The following is a 21,691-nucleotide window of genomic DNA, read 5'->3' on the forward strand; positions in this document are numbered from 1 at the left end:
ATGCCCGCTACGAAAACCGACCCCATTCGCCCCGCCATTCTGGAAGATACCAGCGCCGAAGCGGTGGAAATGAAACCCATTCTGACCGAGCTGCTGCCCCAGTTGCTGGCCAAAACCTACGGCACCAAGCTCAACGAGTTGCCCGCCTACCAAGCCATTCGGGCGCAGGACCCGGCCTACCAAAGCCGGCTGGTGCTGGCCTTGGTGCCGGCCATCAACCGCGTGACCCGCGACGACAACTACCAGCTCCGCTGGGGCCTGGCCGAGGTGCTCACGGCCCTGCTGCGCACCACGCTCACCCTCACGGAAGCCGATTACCTGCGGATGTTCGCCAGCTACGGGCTCGATTTCAGTAAGCCGGATGAGGTGTCGCTGCACGTCTACCCCTTCCCGCTACTGCTAACGCTCAGTCAGGTAGCTAAGCTAGCCAAGCGCGAGCCGCTGGGCGAGCCGATGCTGGCGTTTCTCAGGCAGCTGCGCGACCTCAGCGCCGGGCAAACCGGCGATAATCTTAAAATCCACCTCAAAATCCAGGAATTGCTGGGCCAGGCTGCCGGCGATGACGCTTTGCCCATCGTAGTATTTGCCGAGAACGACCCGCTGGGCCAGGCCCTCAGCCAGTTCGTGGCCGGCCTCGACCGTGCCGACCCGCGCAGTGCCACCTGGCTGGGCCTGTTGCAGCTTTGGCAAAAAGCCACCGCCGGCCAGCCCACCGCCAAGCTGCGCAAAGAATTGGACGCCGCCACGGCCGCCATCGGCCCCGATGCCGTGCGCGAGCAGGGCCGCGCTTGGCTGCAAATCGTGGCCGACATTCCGGTGACGGAAAAGCAGCACGTAATTACCTACGACAGCGGCCGGGACTACCATTATTCTACCTGGGACTTCGTGACCGAGTCCAATGCCACGGTGGCCAAGGGCCTTATCTGGACTCTGCAGCCGCTGGGCGACCCGGCCCTGCTGCAACTGCTGACTTCGGTGGCAGCCAAGTGCTTCCGCAAAATTCCAGGCAAGGGGCCGCTGGCCGCCGGGCTGGGCAATGCCTGCCTGCTGGCGCTGTCGCAAAACGGGCTGCCCGGCGTGGCGGCCCTGGCGCGGGTGCGCAGCAAAATCCGCCAGACCAATACACAGGAGCTCATCGCCCGCTACATCGCCCAGGAATCGGAAAAGATGGGCGTGAGTCCGGCCGAGATTGAGGACATGGCCGTGCCGGACTTCGGACTCGAAAATGGCCGGTTGGTGGAAGAACTGAGCGACTACAGCGCCACGCTCACCCTCGCCGACGGCAAATCCGATGTGCAGTGGCAAAAGGCCGGCAAACCGCTCAAAAGCGCCCCTACGGCCCTCAAAGCCACCCACGCCGACGAGCTAAAGGAACTGAAAGCCGCCCAAACCCAGGCCCAGCAAACCTACACCGCCCAGCGTGACCGCCTCGACCGCAGCTTCGTGGAGGAACGCCGGATGCCGTGGCCGTGGTTTGCGCAGTATTATTTCGACCACGGGCTGATGAGCGAGTTGGCCCGCCGCCTCATCTGGCGCCTGCACCGGCCCGATGGCACCTTCCAGGATGCGCTTTACATCGATAACGCCTGGCAGGATGCCCACGGCCAGCCCGTGCCCGCCCCCGACGCCGAGACGCAATTGCAACTCTGGCACCCCGTGCTGGCCACGGCCGCCGAGGTGCTGGCCTGGCGCGCGCTGCTGGAAAAGCATCAGCTGCGGCAGCCGCTGAAGCAGGCTTTCCGGGAGGTGTACCTGCTCACGCCGCCCGAGGAGCGCACCGCTACCTACTCCAACCGCATGGCCGCGCACATTCTTAAGCAGCACCAGTTCAACTCCCTGGCCAAGCTGCGCGGCTGGCGCTATCGCCTGCTCGGGGCCTACGACAAGGGCTATGATTCCGAAATTGCCAGCCTGCCCCTGCCCGCCCACGGCCTCACGGCCGAGTACTGGGTGAGCGAAGTGTACGCCGACGGCGAGTGGAACGACACCGGCATCTACAACTACGTGAGCACCGACCAGGTGCGCTTCACGCGCAACGACGCGCCCGTGCCGCTGCCCGAAATCCCGCCGCTGGCTTTTTCGGAGGTGATGCGCGACGTGGATTTGTTCGTGGGCGTGGCCTCGGTGGGCAACGACCCGCAGTGGCGCGACAATGGCGGCCTGGCCCAGTTCCGCAACTATTGGGAAAGCTACAGCTTCGGCGACCTGAGCGAGGTGGCCAAGTCGCGCAAGCTGGCCCTGGAACGGCTGGTGCCCCGCCTGAAAATCGGCAAGGTGAGCGAAATCAAGGGCAATTTCCTGGTGGTGAAGGGCCACCGCCACACCTACAAAATCCACCTCGGCTCGGGCAACATCCTCATGGAGCCCAACGACCAGTACCTGTGCATCGTGCCCGACCGCTCCAGCAAAACCATGGGCGAGAGCGCCGTCTTCCTGCCCTTCGAGGGCGACGCCGTGCTGTCCATCATCCTCAGCAAAGCCGCGCTGCTGATGGACGACGACAAAATCACTGACACCACCATCCTGCGCCAGCTCTGAGTCTGGCCCAGGAGCCCAGCCATTCCTGCCCAAACCTCTTCAAACGAACCAGTCAGCCCCCTATGCTCCTCGGCGTCTATTGGTACCGCTACTTCCCGGAGGGCCTCTACCAATTCGATTTTTTCACTTTTCGGGCAGGTCTGGGCGGGCACGCCGATGGCCCGGCGGAGCTAACCGCCACCGTGCAGGCACCCGACCCGGCGGCCCTGCTGGCCGAAGTGCGCGCCGTGGCCGCCCGGCATCCCGAGGTGCGCCTGTTTGGTGAAGTGCACGGGCAATTCCTGCGCCTGACCGTGGGCGGCTACAGCCTGTCCGATTATGCCTTCTTCGTAGCGGGCGAGTTGGAAAAGGCACTACGCCGGCAGCACGCCGCCCTGGCCACCGAACCCCTGCCGGCCGGGGCCCAATTCATCCGCCTAACCACACCGGCAGAAGATGCAACGCAGCCTTTGAGCGGAGGCCTGCTGCAAGCCGTCAGCTCCGCGCCCGGCCGGTACGGGGCCGAAACCCTGTCCCTGCGGCTCGATTGCCACCTGCTCCTGGCGCACAAATCCGCGTTTATCACCGACCTGAACCAGCTCTGCCAGGCCGCGAACCTGGACGTGCTTTACTACCTGGATTACGAAATTCCTCCGCACGTCAACCTGATGCTGTTTTTCAGCAACGGCCGGCAGGGCGTCGGCGGCCAGCCATTGCGCTATACCAATGCCCACGCCCTTGCGGCCCTCGTGGCCGCGTGTCTGGCGAAGCACGGAGGCCAGCCCGGCCACCTGGGCAGCTACCCCGACTACTACCCCGAAAATGGCCCCTATGTGGTGCGAATGGCGGATGCCGCTTTTGCGCTAGGCACCTAGCCGCGCCGGTTTCACGCCGCCGGGGCTTCTTCGTCGTCTTCGTACTTACTGAAATGCCAGTCGTTGGAATAGGAGCCTATAAGCTGGCCGTCTTTCATAATAATGCTGCACCCGTGGCTGGCCCACGTCGGCTCAAAATCGATAGACCCATAGCGGTGGCGCGCCGTGGGCTCCTCTGGGATGGACACGCAAGTCAAGTTGCTCTGCGCGTAGGCATCCTCGGCCGAGTAGATGCCGAATTCGCGTTGGTTGACCACTAGCTCGGGTTCGCCGGTATCGGGGCCAAAGCCGTAGTTGATGTTGTCGAAATCATCCAGGCAATCGGCCCACAGCAATTGCTTGATGGTGGGCAGTTCCGCCGGCGAAAGGGCCAGAAAGTCGTTCAGCACAGCCACCATGCGCTCGGTAATGACGCGGCCCGAGTCGAATTCGGGCCGGAACTGCACCTGGACCGGGCCGCCAAACAGAGCGGATTCGACGGTGATGTTGGCGAAGTCGTATTGGTCCCAGGTGCAGGTGCGCAGCAAATCGTCGCGGGTCATAGGGTAGTGGATTGAAGTTTGAAACAGGAAGGGTCGATGGAAACTACTCGGTGCAGAACCGCTCGTGCGTGCCGTTGGCGCGGCGTTGGGCCTGCATTTCGTCCCAGCCCTCGCGCAGGGCTTCGGCCAGCTGGCTCAGGCCCTCATTCACCTGCTGGTTGAGGACGGGCCACTCCGCGGCGGGACGCAGGGCTAAATCGGGGTAGATGAGGGAGAAGTCGGGCGCCGTTTGGTTGTCGGCCTGCACGCGGGCAATGACGCCCAGCCACCGCGCCTGCGAGCAGCCGGCGTAGCCGTTGAAGTACGGCCCGGCCAACTCCATAAACGCGCCGTGGGCGCTTTCCAACTCAAAAGCCGGGTCGAACATTTGGCCAATCTGTTCGGAATCGAGCACGCGGTGCAGGAGCCGGGCGCGGTACTGCGCCTGATAAAACCAGTACAGGCCCTCGTCGTGCTGGCCCAGGTCAAACAGCCGCACGGCCAGCACAAACAGCACCACGGCCGGCTGGTAGGGTAGCGCCGGGCGCAGGCCCTCGGCAATGGCACCGATGGTAGCAGGCGTGGCAGAAAGCAGCGCCTGGCTAAGCGGCCCTACGTTGATTTCGGGCCCTTCGGAGTTGTAGTAGGGCGTAACGTAGAACGGGATAGGTTCGGACAGGCCAGCGGGGAGCGGGGTGGAAGCAGACATGCAGTTATAGCGAAATGATGGGCTACCGGTTGTACGCAGCGGGCCGCCGGCCGGTGACGCTACGGGGCATGTTGGCAGGAAGTATAGGTAGTTCTAAATTAGCGCTGTACTACATTACCGTTTGGTTTAGCGAGTTGTGGTTGGCAGCGGCTCGGCCTTCTCATGAAAAGCCTTTTTAGCAGCGCGCTATTTTCCGTTTTCCTTATGCTACTGAGCCGCTTGTTCGGGTCGGGCAGCCCCACGCGGCCCGTTGACCTGGACGGGCTGGCCACGCTGGAGCTGCCGGCCTCCTTCCACCTCGACGATACGCCGGACCAGCACTTGCCCCCAGCCCGGCGCCGTCGGCGCCAGCCCTACCTGCGCCCGCTGGTATCGGCCGACCACCTGACGTATTACCTGCCCAGCCACGACTCCCAGGGCTTGGGCGGCCGCGAGGTGCCAGTGCTGCTGCGCGTCACGCTCTACGCCGACGATGTGCCGCTAACCGAAGCCCCCGACCCGGCCTACTTCCACGCCATCGCGCAGCAGCATTACCACTACGACGGCCAGCGCGAAGCCACCTACGCCCGGGCCGCCCCAGCGGGCGCCGGCCTATACTTCACCGAAGAAGCCCGCACCGCGCCGGGCTGGTTTTCCGTGAAATCGTTTCACGAAATGCACATGATTCTGACCGACCCCGCCCAGCACACCCGGTTGTTTCTGAGCGTGGATGACCGGGAAATGTCGCGCGCCGCCGCCGAAAAGCTCCTGCGTCAAACCATGCGTAGCCTCCAGCGCGAGCCGGTGACGCTGGCGCAGCACTTCACGTATTTGCGCCATTTCCTGCAGCACGAAGCCGCCCTCAAAGCCGCCAATGTGCAAGCCAATCTGCTCCATTTCAGCCAGGAATTAGCCGGTGCCAACCTACCGGGGCTGCGGCCGGTGGCACTGTATGAGCCGGGGCGCTTCGTGGATGTGGGCGACTATTTTTATGGGGTGAACGAGTTTCAGGAGGTGCTGTTTGTGGCCCAGCTGGGTACCTCCACGCAGCCGCAGCCAGCGACGCCAGCTTATTTCACGGCTAACAACTCCGCCGGGCGTTACCTCGCCTCGTTCAACCAGCAGGCCATTCTGCAGCAGGGCGTGCCGGCCGGACACGAACTGCGGCGGCGCACGGGCGTATCGGAGCCGCTGTGGTTTCCACCCGAGGAATTCAGCACTTTCCAACTGGCTGGCCTGCTGCGCGAAACCCAGGAATCACGAACACAGGCGCAACGGCAGCCGGGCTTTGCGGCGGCCCCGCACCATGCCCCCGTCTACTGGGACCTCAGCCGGGCCGAAAACACCCAAAATCCCGCCACGCTGAGCCAGCCCGCCGATTACCGCCACGCCGGGTTGCAGTACGGCGCTGTGACCGAAACGCATTTCACCCTGCACTACGTGGGTATCCGCACGGCCACGGGCCAACCGCCACAGCTCGTTTTCACCCTCGAAATCTTCGATAGCAGCCCCCGCTACCGCACCGTAGCAGCCGACGCGCAGTACCTCGCCGTAGATGCCGCCCAGGGCGGAGTGGCCGCTTTTGCCGTTGCCGGCCGCCGCTACCGGGCTCGCATCGAGCCCGTCAGGCAGGGCCAGCTCACCGTAGAAGCCGAATAAAAAGAATAGAAGAAATAATATACTATGCCTGACCCTACTTTACCCGTTTGGGTGGCCTGGCCCTGCGGGGCGGCTTTTGTGCTCGGCATCTACGGGCTGGGGCGGGCCATTGGCTGGGCCACCCGGCTATTCGACCCGTCGGCCAATGCCTTTGCCTTTCCGGCGGCCGAAGACACGTTTTGCTTCACGCTCACGGCGGCGGGCACTTACGAGCTGGCCTGCACCCGCCCCGGTAAGTGGGGCCAGTACTTTACCCTGCCCGACGTTGAAATCCGGGTGCGGCTGCTGCCCGACGGGCCGGTGCAGCGGTTGCGGCCCAGCTTCTGGAACTGGGCCAAACGCACCAACATGGGTGGAGACACCACCCAGCGAATTGCCGACTTCGTGGCCGAGGTGCCGGGGGAATACGAACTCATCAACCCCTACACGGCCCAGTTTCACCTCGGCGACAAGCTGCGCATTATGCCCTCGACAGCCGGCAAAACGCTTCCGCTGATACTATTGTTCTTAGTTTCGGGCCTGGCTACCATCGGGGGCTTCGTGGTGGGGCTGATTGCCGGAATAGGTGGATTAACTCGCTAACTATCCTTGGTATTTACCTGCTTTTCTGTATCCGAGGCGTCGGCTGGACATCAGCCCACAAATCAGCCGGCGCGCGCAACTGGCGCGCGCTGGTGCGAGGCAGCTCCACTCTGGCGGAGCTGCATCACATTTCCCAAGTGGCAAACCGGCTAACTCTCCATTGGAGGCACAGCTACGGCGTAACACCTACCCGCCACTCATTTCCTGCACAGGCTTTGATAACCAGAAAAGCTCCGGCATGCGATGCCGGAGCTTTTTGGTACGGGGTTATTCTACCCCCAAGCGTACGGCCTGGCTACCGCTGCGCACCAGGTACACCCCCGGCGGCAGGCCGGCCGGCAACACCAGGTGCGCCGTAGCGAACAACGCAGCTCCGCCGAGGAGCCGGGGGCGCCAATTCTCTCAGAAACGGCCCTGTTTACTTCAGCGGCTGCAATTGGTAGCGCAGCATCTTGCGGCTGGCCTCGTAGCGGTACACCAGTACCTGGCCCCGCGGCCCCACCACAAAATTCGCCAGCTGGTCGGGCTGGTAGTAAACGGTTGGGGGAGCCTGTTCGCCGTTCACAACCTTGTTGACGGCTTCCACGCCGGTGTTGAGTTTCTGCTGCAGCGCCGCGAGCCGACCCGTTAGCCGGTCCACGGCCGGGCTGGTGGCCATGGGCGGGGCGGCGGCGTAGGCCGGGAGCTCGGGCAGTTTTTCGGTTTCGGTGAGCGCGCGGGTGGCGGTGCGGGCGGGCGTGTTGGCCAGCACGGTGGCGTAGGCATAGGCCTGGTTGCCTTCCACGCCCGTGTACACCAACGTGGGCTCGCCCTGCCGGCTCACCACGCTGCGGTAGCTGGTCAGGCGCTGCTCGGCGGGGGTTCGGGTGGTTTTGAACGTGCGCGCCACGGGGTAGGCGCCCGCAGTGGGGTAGCCCATGACCACGAACGGGCCCGGTTGCGCGCCGCTGTATTCGCTCACTAGCTGCGCGTCGGCCCCCGTGGTGCTGAGCAGCTCCAGCAACCGGAAGCTGCCTTTGCCTTCGTAGAGGCGGCGGCCCAGCGCGGGCTCGCCGGTGGCGGCGGCCAGGTCGGCCCAGGGGGTGAGCGTGGGAGCGCCCGCCTGCCCGTCGGCCCGGTAGGTGGTCATAAACACCCCGAGCACACTGTCGGGCCGGGTGGCCTGGGGCTGCGCGTACAGGCCGGCGCCGACCACGCGGCCATCCGACAGCGGCAGCAGTTGCGTGGGCATCAACACCAGCTTGTCCTGGCGCACGGGGGTGCGGAAGAGCACCTTGCCCGTGGCCCGGTCCAGGCCCAGCACCGACAGGTCGGTGACGCTGCGTTGCTTGGGGGTATTCGGATTGAGAAGGTAAGAATCGGAAAGCACCAGGGTGATGAGGTCTTTGCTCACCGCCACTTGCAGGGGCTGGTGCTGGCGCAAATCGGCTGGGAAGTACATCCGCGACCACTGCGTTTTGAGGCTAGGGTCGAGCATGGTCACGGCGTAGCCCGCCGTGTCGTGGCGGAAGGGCTGCACAATGCAATAGCCTTCGGTGGGCGTCATGGCCAGCAGGGGCGTGCCGGCGGGCACGCGCCGGCGGTCGGGCGCCGCCACCAGGTCGCGGCGGAGCTGGGCCCCGGTCTGGGGGTTGAAGGTGTAGAGCGAAAGGCCAGCCGTGTTCTGGTTGTGATAAGGCAGGGCAAACGTGGTTTTGCCCTGCAGGCGCGGCAGCGGGGCCGCGCCCACCGGCACGGGCAGCGCGTACTGGTGGCGCACCTTCAGGGCCGGGTCGAGCAGGCGCAGGGCGAAAATGTCCTGGTCGTCTTCGCCCGCTTCGCTGCGGTACAGAATGGCGTAGCCGTGGTCGTCGAGCGGCAGCACCTGCGGCAGCTGCGCCACGCCCCGGATTTCCTGCAGGGGCTGCTGGGCCCAGCCCAGCGCGGGCAGGAGGAGAAGGGCCAAAAGGGGATGAATTCTCATGCGTAAATGCGCGATACCGGAAAGTAAATGGTTGCCGTTCATAACTAGTTGCTGCCTCCCGGCACGTCCATCACCTGCAGGTGCAGGCGCGACGTGGCGGGGTCGAAGTGGGTATAGAGGAATTTGCCGGGCGCGTGCGGCAGCACTTCGTCGAAAAACAGCGCGGCGGGCGCGTAATCGATGGAACCGGCCATCTCGTTCGAGTAGGTGCGGGCGGTGAGCTCGCCCCGGTCGGGCCCGGCGGGCAGCGCGGGCTGGTCGAGGTAGCGGCGGGTGAATAGATTGTCGCGCGCGTCGGTGGCCGGCTTCACGCTGTTCACATACAGCAAGTTCTGGTGCCAGTTGAACAACACGAGCTCGGGCAGCTGGGCGGGGTCGCGCTGGTAGAGGAAGCGGTAGGCGTACACCGCCGTGTTGTTGAACTCCGTGTTGCCGCCGCCCATGGCTTGGTCGTTGTAAATCTTGTAGGGCTTGGGAATGCGCCGCACCGACTCCAGCTGGCCCTGCGGCGTGAACTGAAACACCACCAAATCGAGGATGTCGCGCCGCAGCGGGCCGGGGCCGCCCGCCACCCCGTTCAGGCCCGGCGCCCGCACCCCGCCAGCGGCCTCGTACTGGGTATCTGTGAAGCTGAAATTCTTGAACGTCTCGCCCATGAGTGCATAGCCGCCGCCCGGCCGGGGCAGCAGCGCGTGCACTTTCACGCCCGGCGTCTCGCCCACGGTGAACTGCTGCAGCGTGGAATGGGTGTTGAGCTTGCCGGCCAAGTCTTTGGCGTAGCTCATGCGGGTCAGGAAATCCGGTTTGCCATCCGGGCCCATGGCCAGCACGAACAGGCCGCCGGGCCGGGGCGCGGAAGCAGACGCAACGGACACCACCGGCGTCTTCTGCGCGGGCTCGGCGTAGCTGCCCGTGAGCAGCAGGTGCCCGGCCGAGCTGAGGCCGGCGAAGGTGGGTGTGAGGGGCGTGGCCTCGGCGGGCAGGTCCTGGTGGAATTTCTCGGCGCCGGTGGCCCCGTCCAGGGTGACCACCTCGTAGGTGCCCTTGGTGTGGTCGGCTACCACGTACACGGTGGCGGCATCGGCCTGCACGAAGCGCACGCGGTACTTGCCTTTTTCGGGCGCGTAGTCCTTTTTCCACTTCACGCTCAGGTCGGGGCCGTAGCGGGCCACCACGTAGCCCGTCTTGCCGGGGTCGAAGGGGTAGGCCAGGTAAAAATCCCCGCCGCCGGCCGGCGCAATGACGGCCTGGCTCACCAGCACGTCATTGGCCGGGAAGCGAATTTCCTTGAACTTCTGGCCCGAGGCATCGACGGTCAGCAGCAGGCCTTCTTTGCCCGTGAAAAAGTAAAACACGGCCTGGTCGCCCACCATGCGGGCATCGCCCTGGAACCAGCCCCGGCCTAGGCGCAGGTCGGTAGTGCCTTTTTTCTGCAGGTCGCGGCCGTAGATTTCCAGGTGAAACAGGTCGTAGACGTTGCGTTCCTGCCGCAACATGAAATACAGCTGCCCCTCCACGGTACGAAAGCCCCGGTAGTAGGCCGAGCCCAGGTCGGAGATGGTGGCCTCCTGGGCCACGGCGGGCTGGGCCCCGGCCGTGAGCAAGAGAAGGAGGCTGCTGCTGAGCACCAGCCGTTGCACAAAAGAATTACGCATGCAAAAGGGTAAAGAAAGATGACAAGAGGAGGCCGATAAGTGAAATCAGTGGGCAATAGCGGTTTCTTCTCAAAGGTAGGCAACGCGGGCGTAGCAGGCTGGCTGCGTGAATTTTGCTCAGCCAGAAAGCACTGCTACTGAATGGCTGTTGAACCACTGCGGCACGACGGCCCCTTGAAACGGCAGGGCCTCTAAAGTCTAGAAGCAGCTAGAAGCAGCAAGAGGGATTGGGCAGCCACGCGCGAGGCCGAGCGAATGGCTGGTGTTCCGCAAAAGGGGTGAGAAGGCAAGCGGAAGAATTCCAGTAGCTTGCGGGGATGTTTCTGCTGCCGCTTCTTTTACTGTGGGTCCTGGCGTTGGGGCTGGCGGGCGGCGCCCTGCAAGCGCGCGCCGCGCTTGCGCCCCGTGGCTCCTGGCGCCAAGCCCTGCGGCACGGGCTGCTGACGACGGCCCTGGTATTGGTTGGCTTGGTGGTGTGGTCCGGCATCGTTGTCTTCTCCGCCGATAGTTTGTGGTAGGCCTTGCTTTAGCTTCTGGGAGTGCCTGCTTGTTCAAGACCAATCCCGCTGAGTGGCCATGCAGCGCATGTTCACCCAGCAGCCCGACAGTGCAGGCCGGGATTTGGCACAGGTAAAAAAGAAAAATTTCGCCCGCTATCAGTATCTTCTATAAAAAACTGTGCGCCATTACGGTACTCAGACGTGCGGCAAGTAGGCAAAACAAGCGCCTACATTTCTGGCTGCTGGTGCAGCACCCGGACACGCTTGCTTTTCAGCAACAAGTGCTGCGCTTGATGCGGCCACTCCGAAGGCACCGATTGAATAGTCAGCGGCAGCATTTCAGAAGCCATCAAGCAGTCGAGCTTGGCCGAAGTGCTCCAAATTGCGGCTCCTGTTAGAATGCTCGTTTTAAAACTGCATTGAAGCAGAGTCGGCATTCCGCCTCAGTTCAGCCAGATAAGGGGGTTGCGCACGGGCAGGTTGCGCACCACTTCGGGCACCTCGGGCGCGTGGTCGAGGCTCTGCCAGGTGCCGAGCCAGGCCGGGTTTTGGAACTGCACCGCGCCGAAAACCAGGAAGGGCTGCGCCACGGGCCAGTTTTCCCAATACATTACATCCTTGGGGAAGGGCCAGGCGTTCTTATCCTTTACAAACGGGTACAGGAATTCGATGCCTTTTCGGATGCCACGCCCATCGGGCGTCTGGTAAGTCCAGAGGTTGTCGGTGGGCGTGCTCAGGATTTGGCAGAGCATGGTCATGGCATCGAGGTTGAAGAGCGAGTAGCCGTAGGGCTTGGTGCGCTTGGTTTCGAGCGGGAAGCTGCCATCGGGCGCCATTTGGGTGGGCAGGTGCACCGTTTTGTAGCGGGTGCGGCACAGGGCCAATAGCTCTTGGTTGGCGGTGAGGCGGGCGAAGGCCGCCACCTGCATGGTCCAGCAGGTGCCGTGGTTGTTGGCGGCGTTCATTTCCTCTTTCGCATTGGGATGGGTGGTGAGCCAGGTCAGGTACTGGCCAAACCAGCTTTTGATGCCGGCCAGGTCGTCTTTGCCGAAGCTTTTGGCCCCTTGCATCACCAGCACGCCCTGCGCCACTTCCATCAGCTGAATGGTGTCGATGATGCCAATGCCGCGCCCCGTGAATTTGCCCGAAATGGCCTGCGCGTAGAGCAGCGACGGGTTCATCAGCGTTTGCGAAGCGGTGAACCAGGCGCGCAGGTGCAGTAGCGCGTGGCGCACGTACTTCTCGTCGCCCGTCAGCTTATAGGCCGAAGCCAGCGCGCCGATGACGCGGCTGAAGCGAATCATAGCCAGGCGGTGGGCCGTGAAATTGTCAGGGTTGGTGAGGCCGTCTTTCTGGATGTAGGGACCACTAGGGTTTTGCGGGTCGGGCCACCAGTAGTCGCCTTCGGAAAAGAAATCGTGCGGGCCGCCCGCACTGCGCGGGGAGACGCTGGCCGTGACCGTAATGGGCACTTGCTGCAAGGCCCAAGCCGCTTCTTTCAGCACGTAGGGGCTCAGGGTGCGGATGGCCTCCTGCCGAAGCTTGCTGGCGGGTGGCGAGGCTGAGCGGGTGGCGGGCGCGGCCGTGAGGAGGACTAGCAGTAAGGCGGTTATGCGGAGCAGCATAGACTGGATTTATAAACTTACGCACCATAAAACGTCATGCAGAGCGCAGCGAAGCATCTCGCGTGTGGTAGTAACTCAATCGTGAAAACGGCTTTGATTACTCCTGCACCCGAGATGCTTCGCTACGCTCTGCATGACGTTCCTTCAGGCGCGGACTCGCAGCGTCCACGCTACGTTAGCGCACGGTGCCGATGCTGCGGTGCGTGAAGGAAGTGAAACCCAGAAAGGTCTTGTCGCCCGACACCCCGTAGGGGTCCTGGCGGTCGCGCAGGGAGGCTAGCTTGCTGGTGCCGTAGTAGTTGTAAGCGGTTTCGATGCCGGGGAAAATCTGGCTGCCGCTGCAGTTGCGCGAGTAGTTGCCAGCGGCGGCATCCTCGTACTTGTTCCAGCCGTTTTTGATGAGCTGGCCGTTGGCTTCGTAGAGGGCATTGTTGCCTTGGATGCGGGCTGTTTCGGCGGCGTAGGTCATGGCCGTGAGGGTGTATTGCGGGTGCACGCAGTCGCGGTCGCGCTGCTCCTTGATGGCCCCGTCGGAATACACCAACTGCGGCATGATTTGCAGCAGGTAGTCGTAGCCCGAATCGTACACCGCCGTGCTGTTGAACCACACGCCCAGCGCCATTTTGGCGTAGCAGTACGAGGCCTGCCAGTTGTTGGTGTCGCTGATGGCGCCGGGCACGTTGTTCACGTAGTTGTTTTTCAGGTTGTTGAGGAAGTCCGAGAACTTGGCCACGTCGGTGGCCGACCAGCCCGCACCCGCGCCGTTCACTTGGTGGTAGCGGATAATTTCGCCCGCCGCTACGAAGGTGGGCGCCACCCAGGCCGCCTCCAGGTAGGTCTGGCGGAACTCAGTGGGGCTGCCGTCGGGCTTGGGCGAGGTGGAGTAGCGCTGGAAGTTGTAGGCGTAGCCGTTCAGAATCTGCTTGGCTTGGTTGGCGTAGGTGGTGCTGCCGGTTTTCACCCAGCGCAGGGCGCAGGCGTAGGCCAGGATGCAGTCGCGCCGAATCTGGTCTTCGGAGGGGCTGCCGCCGCTGCCCACCACGTACACCACGGCGGGAAAATTGGTCGGCACCGCGTATTGGTTCATGTAATCGACCACCTTGTTGTAGCCAGCGGTGCGGGTAGCATCGCCGGCGTTGGCTTGCCCGGCCACCAGGTTGAGGCTGGCGGTGCTCACCACCACGCCGGGGTGGCGGAAGGTGGTAATCGTCGAATCGGCGGTGCTGGCCGTGGTGGTGTCGGGCGTGGCGACGGACTCTTTCTGGCAGCTGCTGAACAGGGTGATGGCGGCAGCAAAGCCCAGACGGGCAAAGCGGGGTAGCGAGGCAAAATGGGTCATGAGCTTCTGTGGGAATTGACGGATGGAAACAATGATTATCAGGCAGCTTCGCGACTTAGGCCATCGTCGGGGAGCGGCATAAAAGTAGAATCATCAAAGACCGATAAGCACCTCAAAAGCAGGCTTTATTTACGGAATCGTTTGCGAAAAATAACGCATGCTACACACTCGTTTTTAATGAGTTAACAACTGTTAGAACGCAGAAACCACATGAGAAAATTTTGGCGATTGTAGCGTGGACTCTGCGAGTCCGCGCATTGCCCGAGCCTGTTCGCCCGGGCGCGGACTCGCAGAGTCCACGCTACAGTTCTACAGGTTCAAAAACACCGTTTCCATGCCCTCCGAAGCCACGCTGGCGACGCTGTGCCGGCCGTTGGTGCGGACCCGGATAATGGCGCGGCCGTTGTAGGCCTGCACCTTGCGCGAGCCGCTGCTGGTGCCCAGGTTGTCGAGCAACACACCGTCGCCAGTCAGTCCGAAACGCAGCCAGCTGGCGGCATCCAGGCACTGCACACCTTGGGCGTCGAACAGCTTTGCTTCGATGGTGGCGAGGCCGCTGGTTTCGGTGGTTTTGGTGAGGGTGAGCTTGGCAGGCTTGCCCCATTTGGTGGTTTGGTAGCGCTGGGTTATTTCGTCCTGCACGGTGGTTTTGCCCTGGCGGGCCACGGCGCGGAAGGTGTTTTCACCTTCGTTCAACTTCACGAGCCAGCGCAGGCCGGCGGCGGGAAAATCCTGGCTGTTGCGCTTTTTTACACCCTGGCTCTGGCCATTCACAAACAGCTCCACGGCGGCGGCATTGGAGTACACCTTCACCATCTTCTGCTCGCCGGCCTCGCCCCAGCGCACGGGCCAGGAGTGGCCGTAGATGTGCACCATCGGCGCGGTGGTCCAGTACGACTGGAAGACGTAGAAGGCCTCTTTGGGCGTGAAATCGCGCTCCACCACGCCCTTTTGGTTCATGTAGGGAATGGGGTTGTCGGGGCGCACGGGCGTGCTGAAATCCTTGAACGGCCAGTAGGCCGCGCCGCTCAGCCAGGGCATGGTTTCCTGCTCCTTGAGGTGCCAGTCGACGAGGTTGCAGAGGTAGCTTTCGCTCCAGTCGCCGTCCTTCGAAACGCGGGCGCTGCCGCCGAACAGGCTGGCGTCACCGGCGCGCTCGTCGGCGCCCTGGCCGCGGCTGATTTTGGCTAAGGCGTTGTCGGGGTTTTCGGAGTGGCGGCCGGCGTGGCTGTCGCCGCCCCATTCCACGTGCAGGAAGCGCTTCACGGACTTGAACTCCTGCTCCGTTACCTCCTTGTAATCGGTGTAAATGCCCCGGTACCAACCGGCCCAGATGGAGGGCGAGTACACATCCGGAATGTCCTTGCAGAAGTCGCAGCGGCGAATGGCGGTGTAGCGCGCCGGGTCGAGCTGGTGCGCCAGGTCATTGAGCGACTTCATATAGGTGCGAATTTTCTCCTTGTCGAACTCCGGGAAGTCACCGGGCCAATCGTTTTCGTTGCCCAGCCCCCAGATGATGACGGCCGGGTGGTTGTAGTGCTGCTGCACCATGTTGGTGAGCATGCGGCGGCCCTGCGCCTGGTAGATTTCGCCGCCCAGCCCGCCCCGACACCAGGGAATTTCCTCCCACACCACGATGCCCAGCGAGTCGCAGAGGTTCAGCACGATGCGCGACTGCTGGTAATGGCCCAGGCGGATGAAGTTGACACCCATGCTTTTCATCAGCCGCATTTCCTGCCGAATCTGGGGCTCGGTCATGGCGGCGGCCACGCCGGCGTGGTCTTCGTGGCGGTGGGTGCCGCGCAGCAGTAGGCGCTGGCCGTTCAGCCGGAACGGGCCGTGCTCCACGAATTCGATGTGCCGGAAGCCGATTTTTTCGCGGTGCTTAAACTGCCCGGGGCCGCTGCCCGTCGTCACTTCCAAAGTGTAGAGCTCCGGGTGCTCTGGTGCCCAGAGGCGCGGGGCTTTTAGCCTGAAACTGGCCAGGTCCAACTCACCGGTTTTTATGGCAATGCTGGCTTGGGCCTTCGCTACTACTTTGCCCTTGGGGTCGAGCAGCTGGACATTCACCAACTCATTTCCGTCAGCCAAAGGCTCCCGAAAAACACCTTTTAGCGTCAGCGTGCCAAGCTTTCCAGCGGCATCAACTTCCGCTTTTGCCGCTATGCGCTCCAGCGAAACGGCTGGCTCGTACACGAGGTTCAAGTACCGGTAGAGACCACCGTAGATGTTGAAATCTGACAAGTCGGAGGGCATCATCTCCAAATCCCGCGAGTTGTCGCAGCGAATGGAGAGCGGAATTTTGCCCTTGAACTGGGTTTTGAAAGCGTCGGTTTTCTGAAAATCGGCCACGGCCTGAGTGATGTCCACGGTCCACTCATCGTAGCCGCCGACGTGGCTGCCGACTTCGGTGGTGTGGATAAATACCCGAGTTTTCTGGCCCGCCCCCTCGAAGTGTAGCAGCGTGCGGCCGTTGGCGTAGGGGTTCTGGATGGTGAGCTGCGTGCGGTACCAGCCGGGGCCCTGGTAGTAGTTCGCGTCGGGGTCCACGGCGTCGCGGGCGTTGAAGCAATGCGGCAGCGTCGCAGGCTCCCAGAGCGGCACGCTTTCGGGGTTGCCGGCCGTCACGGGCCGCACGGCTTCCCACACGCCGCCCAGGTCCTGGCGCACGAATTCCCAGCCGGCGTTCAGGCGGGTTTGCTGCTGCGCGAAAACTGGGATGTTGCTGCTGAAGCTGAGCAGCAGCAGTATGTAGACGGCGCAACGGCGGAACCTCACCCCCGGCCCCTCTCCCGCGGAGAGGGGAGCCTGACGATTTGCGTGAGATTTGCGAAACTCCACTAGACGGCTTTTAAAGTCGTCAGGCTCCCCTCTCTGCGGGAGAGGGGCCGGGGGTGAGGTTCCGCCGTTGCGCCAAAAAGAACTTGCCTTCATAGTCCACATCACACGCCGCCGAAGATGGAAAAACCGCCGTCCACGCAAATCATGGAGCCGGTCACGAACCGAGAAGCGTCGCTCAGCAGCCAGACGAGGGCACCTTTCAGCTCGTCGGGCTGGCCGAAGCGCTTGAAGGGCGTTTGGCGAATCACCAGCTCGCCGCGCGGCGTGAAGCCGCCTTCGGGCGTGGTGAGCAGGCTGCGGTTTTGCTCGGTGAGGAAGAAGCCGGGGGCCAGCGCGTTCATGCGCAGGCGGTCGCCGTAGCGGTTGGCCATTTCCACCGCGAACCACTGGTTGTAGCAGTCCACGGCGGACTTGCCCATGTTGTAGCCCAGCACTTTGGTGATGGCGCGCTTCGAGTTCATGGACGAGATGTTGACGATGCTGCCCGCGCCCGCTTCGGCCAGGGCCGGCCCGAATACCTGGGTGGGCAGCAGCGTGCCCCACACGTTGAGGTCCATCACGCGGCGCATGCCGGCCAGGTCCATCTTGAACACGTCGGTATCGGGGGCCAGCACGCCATCGGGCGCGTTGCCGCCGGCTGCGTTCACCAAGCCATCGATGCGGCCGAAGGTGCTTAGTATGAGGTCGCAGGCCAGGCGCAGTTCTTCTTCGTTCAGTACGTCGGCCACCAGCGCCAGGGCCCGGCCGCCCTGCTCGTTGATGGCGGCGGCGCGGGCTTCGGCCACGGCGGCGTTGCGGCCCAGGATGCCCACCGTACCGCCCGCTTCCACGATGCCGGCCAGGAAGGCCTCGCCGAGGATGCCGGTGCCGCCGGTTACGACAATAACCTTGTTTTCGAGGGAAAAAGGGCTGGCCGCGGGGGCTAGTTGAGCGTCAACTGAGCGTAATTCTGATAGCGCCATAGGGCTTCGAGGAAATAATAGTCGGCGTACACGAGCGGAACGTCGATTTCGGAGTTGGCCGGCTTGTTGCCGGTGCTGTGCTTCAGCAGAAAGAAGTTGTTGGTGCCGGCCGCTGCGAGGTATTGGGGCGCACTCAAACTGGCCAGGATGGCCGTAGCGGCAGCGTAGTAGTTGTTTTTTGGGGGCGCGTACTTACTAAGTTCCAGCAGGCCGGAGGCGGCAGCCGCGGCGGCTGAGGCATCGCGCGGCGCCTTGGGGATGTCGGGCGCGTTGAAGTCCCAGTAGGGAATGCGGTCAGGAATTTTGGCCGTTTGGGCCAGGAAATAGTCGGCTGCGTGCTGGGCAGCGGCCAGGAATTTGGGGTCCTTAGTTTCGCGGTACACCATGGTGTAGCCGTAGATGGCCCAGGCCTGGCCCCGCGCCCAGCAGGAATTATCGGCAAAGCCCTGGTGCGTCACGGCCGTGAGCAGTTTGCCAGTGGCGGGGTCAAAATTCAGGACGTGGTAGGTGCTAAAATCCGGCCGGAAGCGGTACTTCAAATCGGTGGCTGCGTGGGTTTTGGCAATGTGCGCGTAGGCGGTGTCGCCGCTGAGGCGGGAGGCGGCGAAGAGCAGCTCCAGGTTCAGCAGGTTATCCACGATGACGGGGTAGCTCCACACCTCGGCGTGGTGGTCCCAGGAACGGATGGCCCCAACTTTAGGATTAAAGCGCTTGGCCAGTGTGGCAGCGGCTTGCAGCAGCACGGCGCGGTACTTCGGGTTTTTCGTGACGGCGTAGCCCTGTCCGTAAGAGTTGTTCAGGATGAAGCCCAGGTCGTGGGTGGTGGTCACGTTCTTCTCGGCATCCAGGGTTTCGGTGAAGGCCGCGGCGCGGCGCGGCCACTGCGGCTGCCCGCTCAGGCGCGCCAGGTACCACAGGTTGCCGGCAAAGAAACCGCTGGTCCAGTTTCGCGAGGTGGTGCGCACGAGGCGGCCGTCGTTCTCGGTGCTACGCGGGTGCTGGGTGCTATCGGGGTAGCGGCGCAGGTAGGCGGCGTACTGGGCTTCGGCGCGGGCCACCACAGTGGCTACGGGCACGGCCAGCTGCTTGCTGACGGGCAGTTTGGCAGGCTGCTTCTTTTGGGCCTGCAACGGCCCCAGTGCGGGCCCAAGCAAAGCGGCCGTGATATACAGGAATTGCTTCATCATCAGTACGCCCAGGGCACGGGTTTGAAATCAGGATGCTGCGCGAAAACGGCGGCGGCTTTCAGGTCGGGGTAGGCGCGGCTGGCCTGCTCATACACGTCCAGGGCCAGGGTGTTGGAGGTGCCGGCGGCGTCGGCTTTATCCATCTTTTTCTGGCCCAGCAGGTAGGGCCGAAACCACTCCACGCCAGCGCGCAGGCCGCGGCCGTCGGGCGTGGCGTAGTGCCAGAGGTCGAGGCCGACGTGCGGGGCCATCAGGGCCAGGCGGGCCCAGCCCTGCATGTTCATGCTGGTGTAATTCCAGGGGCGGGTGCGGGCCAGCTCCAGCGGCTGCGCGCCGTCGGGTTGGAACTGCACGGGCACGCGGAGCCAGGTTTGCTGCTGCAGAGTGGTTTTGGCCAGGGCCGTGTTGCCAGTGAAAAGGGCAAAATCCACCACCTGCGTGTCGTAGAACGTGCCGTGATTATTCTTGGCCGCGCCTTCGGGTAGAGCCACCGGGCTGGTTGTGAGCCAGGTGGTGAAGTCCTTAAACCAAGCTTGCACCCCTCCTACCACAGCCGCGTCCACGCTCGGGCTGCCATTCATCAAAGCCAGCGCCTCCGGAATATTCACCAGATGGCGCGTTTCAATAATGCCGAAGTTGCGCCCATTATTGATGCCAGGAATGCCCTGCCCGAAGTTCAGGTTGGGGTTCATGCGGGTGGCGGGGTCCAAGAAAAACACCCGCAGCAGGCGCGTGGCCTGGCGGGCGTAGTCTTCGTTACCCGAGAAGTAGTAGGCCAGCCCCAGCTTCTGCACGTCGGCGCACAGCTTGCTCATGGTGTCGCTGTCCTTCATGGCCTCCGACTCGGGGTTACGCAACCCGTCCTTTTGGATATAGGGCTTGCCGTCGGGCTTCGTGGGGTCGGGCCACCAGTACGGAGCCTGCGAGATGTAGTCGTGCTTGTCGCCGCTGGGGGGCGTTTGGGGCTTGGTGGTGATGGTGTAAGGCCCGCGCTTGAGGGCGGCGTTGGCCTCGCTCAGCAGCTCCTGCACGCGGGTGACTTCGGGCTGGTGGCCGGCTTTGTAGGCCGTTTTGTAGGCGGCCAGGGCGGCAGGGTCGAGCAAAATGAACGCGGCCGGCGCGGCAGTTGCAGCTGCCGGCGCCGGCGCGCTCATTGCCCACCACAGCATTAGGAAAAGAAGGACAAATCGCATGAATAATAAACTGATAATGAATGGTTCGCTAATAAGGCGAGCTGTAGCGTGGATTCTGCGAGTCCGCGCCGGGGCGAACGTTCTGCAATGCGCGGACTCGCAGAGTCCACGCTACAGTTCGCGCCGTTAGTTATAGCCCGGGTTCTGGGTCAGGTTCGGGTTGAGAATCAGCTCGGGCTGCGGGATGGGGAACAGCAGGTACTTGTTGTCCACCACGCGGTTGAAGATGGCACGCTCCCGCTCCTGCAGGCGGCCGAGGCGCACGAGGTCGAACCAGCGGTGGCCTTCCTGCACCAGCTCCCAGCCGCGCTCCCGCACCAGCATGTCCACAAAAGCGTCTTTGGTGGTGACGCGAGTGCTGGCCCACTGCGCGATGCCGGCGCGCTGGCGCACCAGGTTGTAGCCCTGGTATTTCAGCGGGTCGTTGGGATTGAGGTTGTTGCGGGCTTCCGATTGCAGCAGCAGAATGTCAGCATAGCGCGTCACGAGGTAGTTGCAGCGCGAGTCGTTCACGATGCGCTTGTCGTCCCGAAACTTGTTGAAATAGTAGCGAGCCAGCGTGGTGGTGCCGGCCTGGTTGCTGATGTTCCAGGCCCGGCGCACGTCGGTGGTGCGGTAGGCGCGCACGAGGCTGTCTTCCACCGTAAAAGTGCCCAAACCAGCCAACTGCGAGGGCAAAAACTGCCGCACGATGATGTTGCCCGTATTCGGCGGCAGGTCAAATTGGATGCTAAAGATGTGCTCCGCCCCGTTCTCCTTATCGGGGTTGAAAACGTCGCCGTACACCGGCAGCAGGCTGTATAAGCCCGAGCCAATCACGCGGTTGCAGGCATCGAGGCCGTTCTGGTTGTCGGTGGCCAGGGCGGCGCTGGTGGTGGCGCGGGTGATGTACACCTTGGCCAGCACGGCCGCCGCAGCCCCTCTCGACACGCGCCCTTTCTCACCGGCCGGAATCTGGTTTTCGGCGTAGCAGTTGGCTTCGGCAAATTGCAGGTCCTCGATAATCTGGTTGTACACCTGGGCCAGCGGCGTGCGCGACGGCCGCAGCTCGTCGTTGGGGCCCTTCACGGTGGCCGTCACCAGGGGCACGTCGCCGAAGCAGCGCACCAAATCGAAGTAGCCCTGGGCGCGCAGGAAGCGGGCATTGCCGATGATGTTGGCCTTTTTGGCCGCGTCCATGTTGATGGCGGGCACCTTCTCAATCACGTCGTTGGCCCGGTTTATCATCCGGTACGAGTTGGTCCACCAGCTGTTGATTTCGGTGTTGGTGGGCGTGAAGGTGAAGCGCGAGAGCTGGGCGCGCTCGTCGCTGGCGTTGCCCACCCGAATCAGCTCGGCCGGCAGCTCGGTGATTTGCCAGCCGGTGCGGCCGTAGTACGTCTGGGGCAGCAGGGCGTTGAACACGCCGTTGAGGCCGGCCACCGCGTCGCCCTCATTCTGGTAAAAGTTTTCGGCGGCGAGGAAGTCGTAGGGCTTTTCTTCCAGAAATTTCTCGCAGGAGCTCAGGCCCAAGGTCAGCAAGCTCAGGAACAGGATATTCTTTTTCATGGGATGAGTTCGGAGGGTTGATGAACAACACCAGCA

At 63.2% G+C, this 21,691-nt stretch carries 16 protein-coding genes; 5 read left to right on the forward strand and 11 right to left on the reverse strand.

Going from position 1 to position 21,691, the window contains the following annotated elements:
• Positions 1-2,538 (forward strand): DUF4132 domain-containing protein, encoded by a 2,538-nt coding sequence (locus tag Q5H92_RS00105; RefSeq protein ID WP_305009398.1) that lies wholly within the window; start codon positions 1-3, stop codon positions 2,536-2,538.
• A gap of 62 nt (positions 2,539-2,600) precedes the next feature.
• Positions 2,601-3,392 carry a hypothetical protein gene (locus Q5H92_RS00110; protein ID WP_305009399.1) on the forward strand — a complete coding sequence of 264 codons (792 nt, stop codon included), beginning with the start codon at positions 2,601-2,603 and terminating at the stop codon, positions 3,390-3,392.
• Positions 3,393-3,403: 11 nt separating this feature from the next.
• Here the strand turns inward: Q5H92_RS00110 and Q5H92_RS00115 are convergent, their stop codons facing one another.
• Entirely contained in the window at positions 3,404-3,934 is a 531-nt protein-coding gene (locus tag Q5H92_RS00115; RefSeq protein WP_305009400.1) for a DUF6985 domain-containing protein, read from the reverse strand.
• A 43-nt stretch (positions 3,935-3,977) separates the two neighbouring features.
• Complete coding sequence (locus Q5H92_RS00120; RefSeq protein ID WP_305009401.1) at positions 3,978-4,622, reverse strand: hypothetical protein; 645 nt, start codon at positions 4,620-4,622, stop codon at positions 3,978-3,980.
• 204 nt (positions 4,623-4,826) lie between these two features.
• On the opposite strand from Q5H92_RS00120, the gene Q5H92_RS00125 reads away from it, so the two are divergent.
• Both Q5H92_RS00125 and Q5H92_RS00130 read left to right on the forward strand, forming a co-directional pair.
• Positions 4,827-6,260, forward strand: coding sequence for a hypothetical protein (locus Q5H92_RS00125; RefSeq protein WP_305009402.1), 1,434 nt, complete (start codon positions 4,827-4,829; stop codon positions 6,258-6,260).
• A 24-nt stretch (positions 6,261-6,284) separates the two neighbouring features.
• Entirely contained in the window at positions 6,285-6,842 is a 558-nt protein-coding gene (locus Q5H92_RS00130) for a hypothetical protein (protein WP_305009403.1), read from the forward strand.
• 418 nt (positions 6,843-7,260) lie between these two features.
• Here the strand turns inward: Q5H92_RS00130 and Q5H92_RS00135 are convergent, their stop codons facing one another.
• Positions 7,261-8,787: a hypothetical protein gene (locus Q5H92_RS00135; protein WP_305009404.1), complete on the reverse strand. Its 1,527-nt coding sequence runs from the start codon at positions 8,785-8,787 to the stop codon at positions 7,261-7,263.
• 62 nt (positions 8,788-8,849) lie between these two features.
• Complete coding sequence (locus Q5H92_RS00140; RefSeq protein WP_305009405.1) at positions 8,850-10,460, reverse strand: hypothetical protein; 1,611 nt, start codon at positions 10,458-10,460, stop codon at positions 8,850-8,852.
• A gap of 317 nt (positions 10,461-10,777) precedes the next feature.
• Between Q5H92_RS00140 and Q5H92_RS00145 the strand changes: the two genes are divergently transcribed.
• A complete protein-coding gene (locus tag Q5H92_RS00145) occupies positions 10,778-10,978 on the forward strand; it encodes a hypothetical protein (RefSeq protein WP_305009406.1) in 201 nt (66 codons plus the stop codon).
• 425 nt (positions 10,979-11,403) lie between these two features.
• Here the strand turns inward: Q5H92_RS00145 and Q5H92_RS00150 are convergent, their stop codons facing one another.
• The 7 genes from Q5H92_RS00150 to Q5H92_RS00180 all read right to left on the reverse strand — a co-directional run bounded on the left by Q5H92_RS00150 (position 11,404) and on the right by Q5H92_RS00180 (position 21,655).
• On the reverse strand, positions 11,404-12,585 hold the full coding sequence (locus Q5H92_RS00150) for an alginate lyase family protein (protein WP_305009407.1): 1,182 nt from the start codon (positions 12,583-12,585) through the stop codon (positions 11,404-11,406).
• Between the two features lie 175 nt (positions 12,586-12,760).
• Positions 12,761-13,924: an alginate lyase family protein gene (locus tag Q5H92_RS00155; RefSeq protein WP_305009408.1), complete on the reverse strand. Its 1,164-nt coding sequence runs from the start codon at positions 13,922-13,924 to the stop codon at positions 12,761-12,763.
• Positions 13,925-14,233: 309 nt separating this feature from the next.
• Entirely contained in the window at positions 14,234-16,702 is a 2,469-nt protein-coding gene (locus Q5H92_RS00160; protein WP_305009409.1) for a glycoside hydrolase family 2 TIM barrel-domain containing protein, read from the reverse strand.
• A 164-nt stretch (positions 16,703-16,866) separates the two neighbouring features.
• Positions 16,867-17,727, reverse strand: a complete 861-nt coding sequence (locus tag Q5H92_RS00165; RefSeq protein WP_305009410.1) for an SDR family oxidoreductase — start codon at positions 17,725-17,727, stop codon at positions 16,867-16,869.
• Positions 17,688-18,914 carry a glycoside hydrolase family 88 protein gene (locus Q5H92_RS00170; RefSeq protein WP_305009411.1) on the reverse strand — a complete coding sequence of 409 codons (1,227 nt, stop codon included), beginning with the start codon at positions 18,912-18,914 and terminating at the stop codon, positions 17,688-17,690. The genes Q5H92_RS00165 and Q5H92_RS00170 overlap by 40 nt, the downstream gene beginning before the upstream one ends.
• Positions 18,914-20,083: an alginate lyase family protein gene (locus Q5H92_RS00175; RefSeq protein WP_305009412.1), complete on the reverse strand. Its 1,170-nt coding sequence runs from the start codon at positions 20,081-20,083 to the stop codon at positions 18,914-18,916. Before Q5H92_RS00175 ends, Q5H92_RS00170 begins: the two co-directional genes overlap by 1 nt.
• Positions 20,084-20,233: 150 nt before the next feature.
• The gene (locus tag Q5H92_RS00180) at positions 20,234-21,655 is read right to left on the reverse strand and encodes a RagB/SusD family nutrient uptake outer membrane protein (protein WP_305009413.1); all 1,422 of its coding nucleotides are present in this window, start codon (positions 21,653-21,655) and stop codon (positions 20,234-20,236) included.
• Positions 21,656-21,691 lie beyond the last annotated feature (36 nt).

It is taken from the genome of Hymenobacter mellowenesis (assembly GCF_030581005.1).
Classification (GTDB): Bacteria; Bacteroidota; Bacteroidia; order Cytophagales; family Hymenobacteraceae; genus Hymenobacter; species Hymenobacter mellowenesis.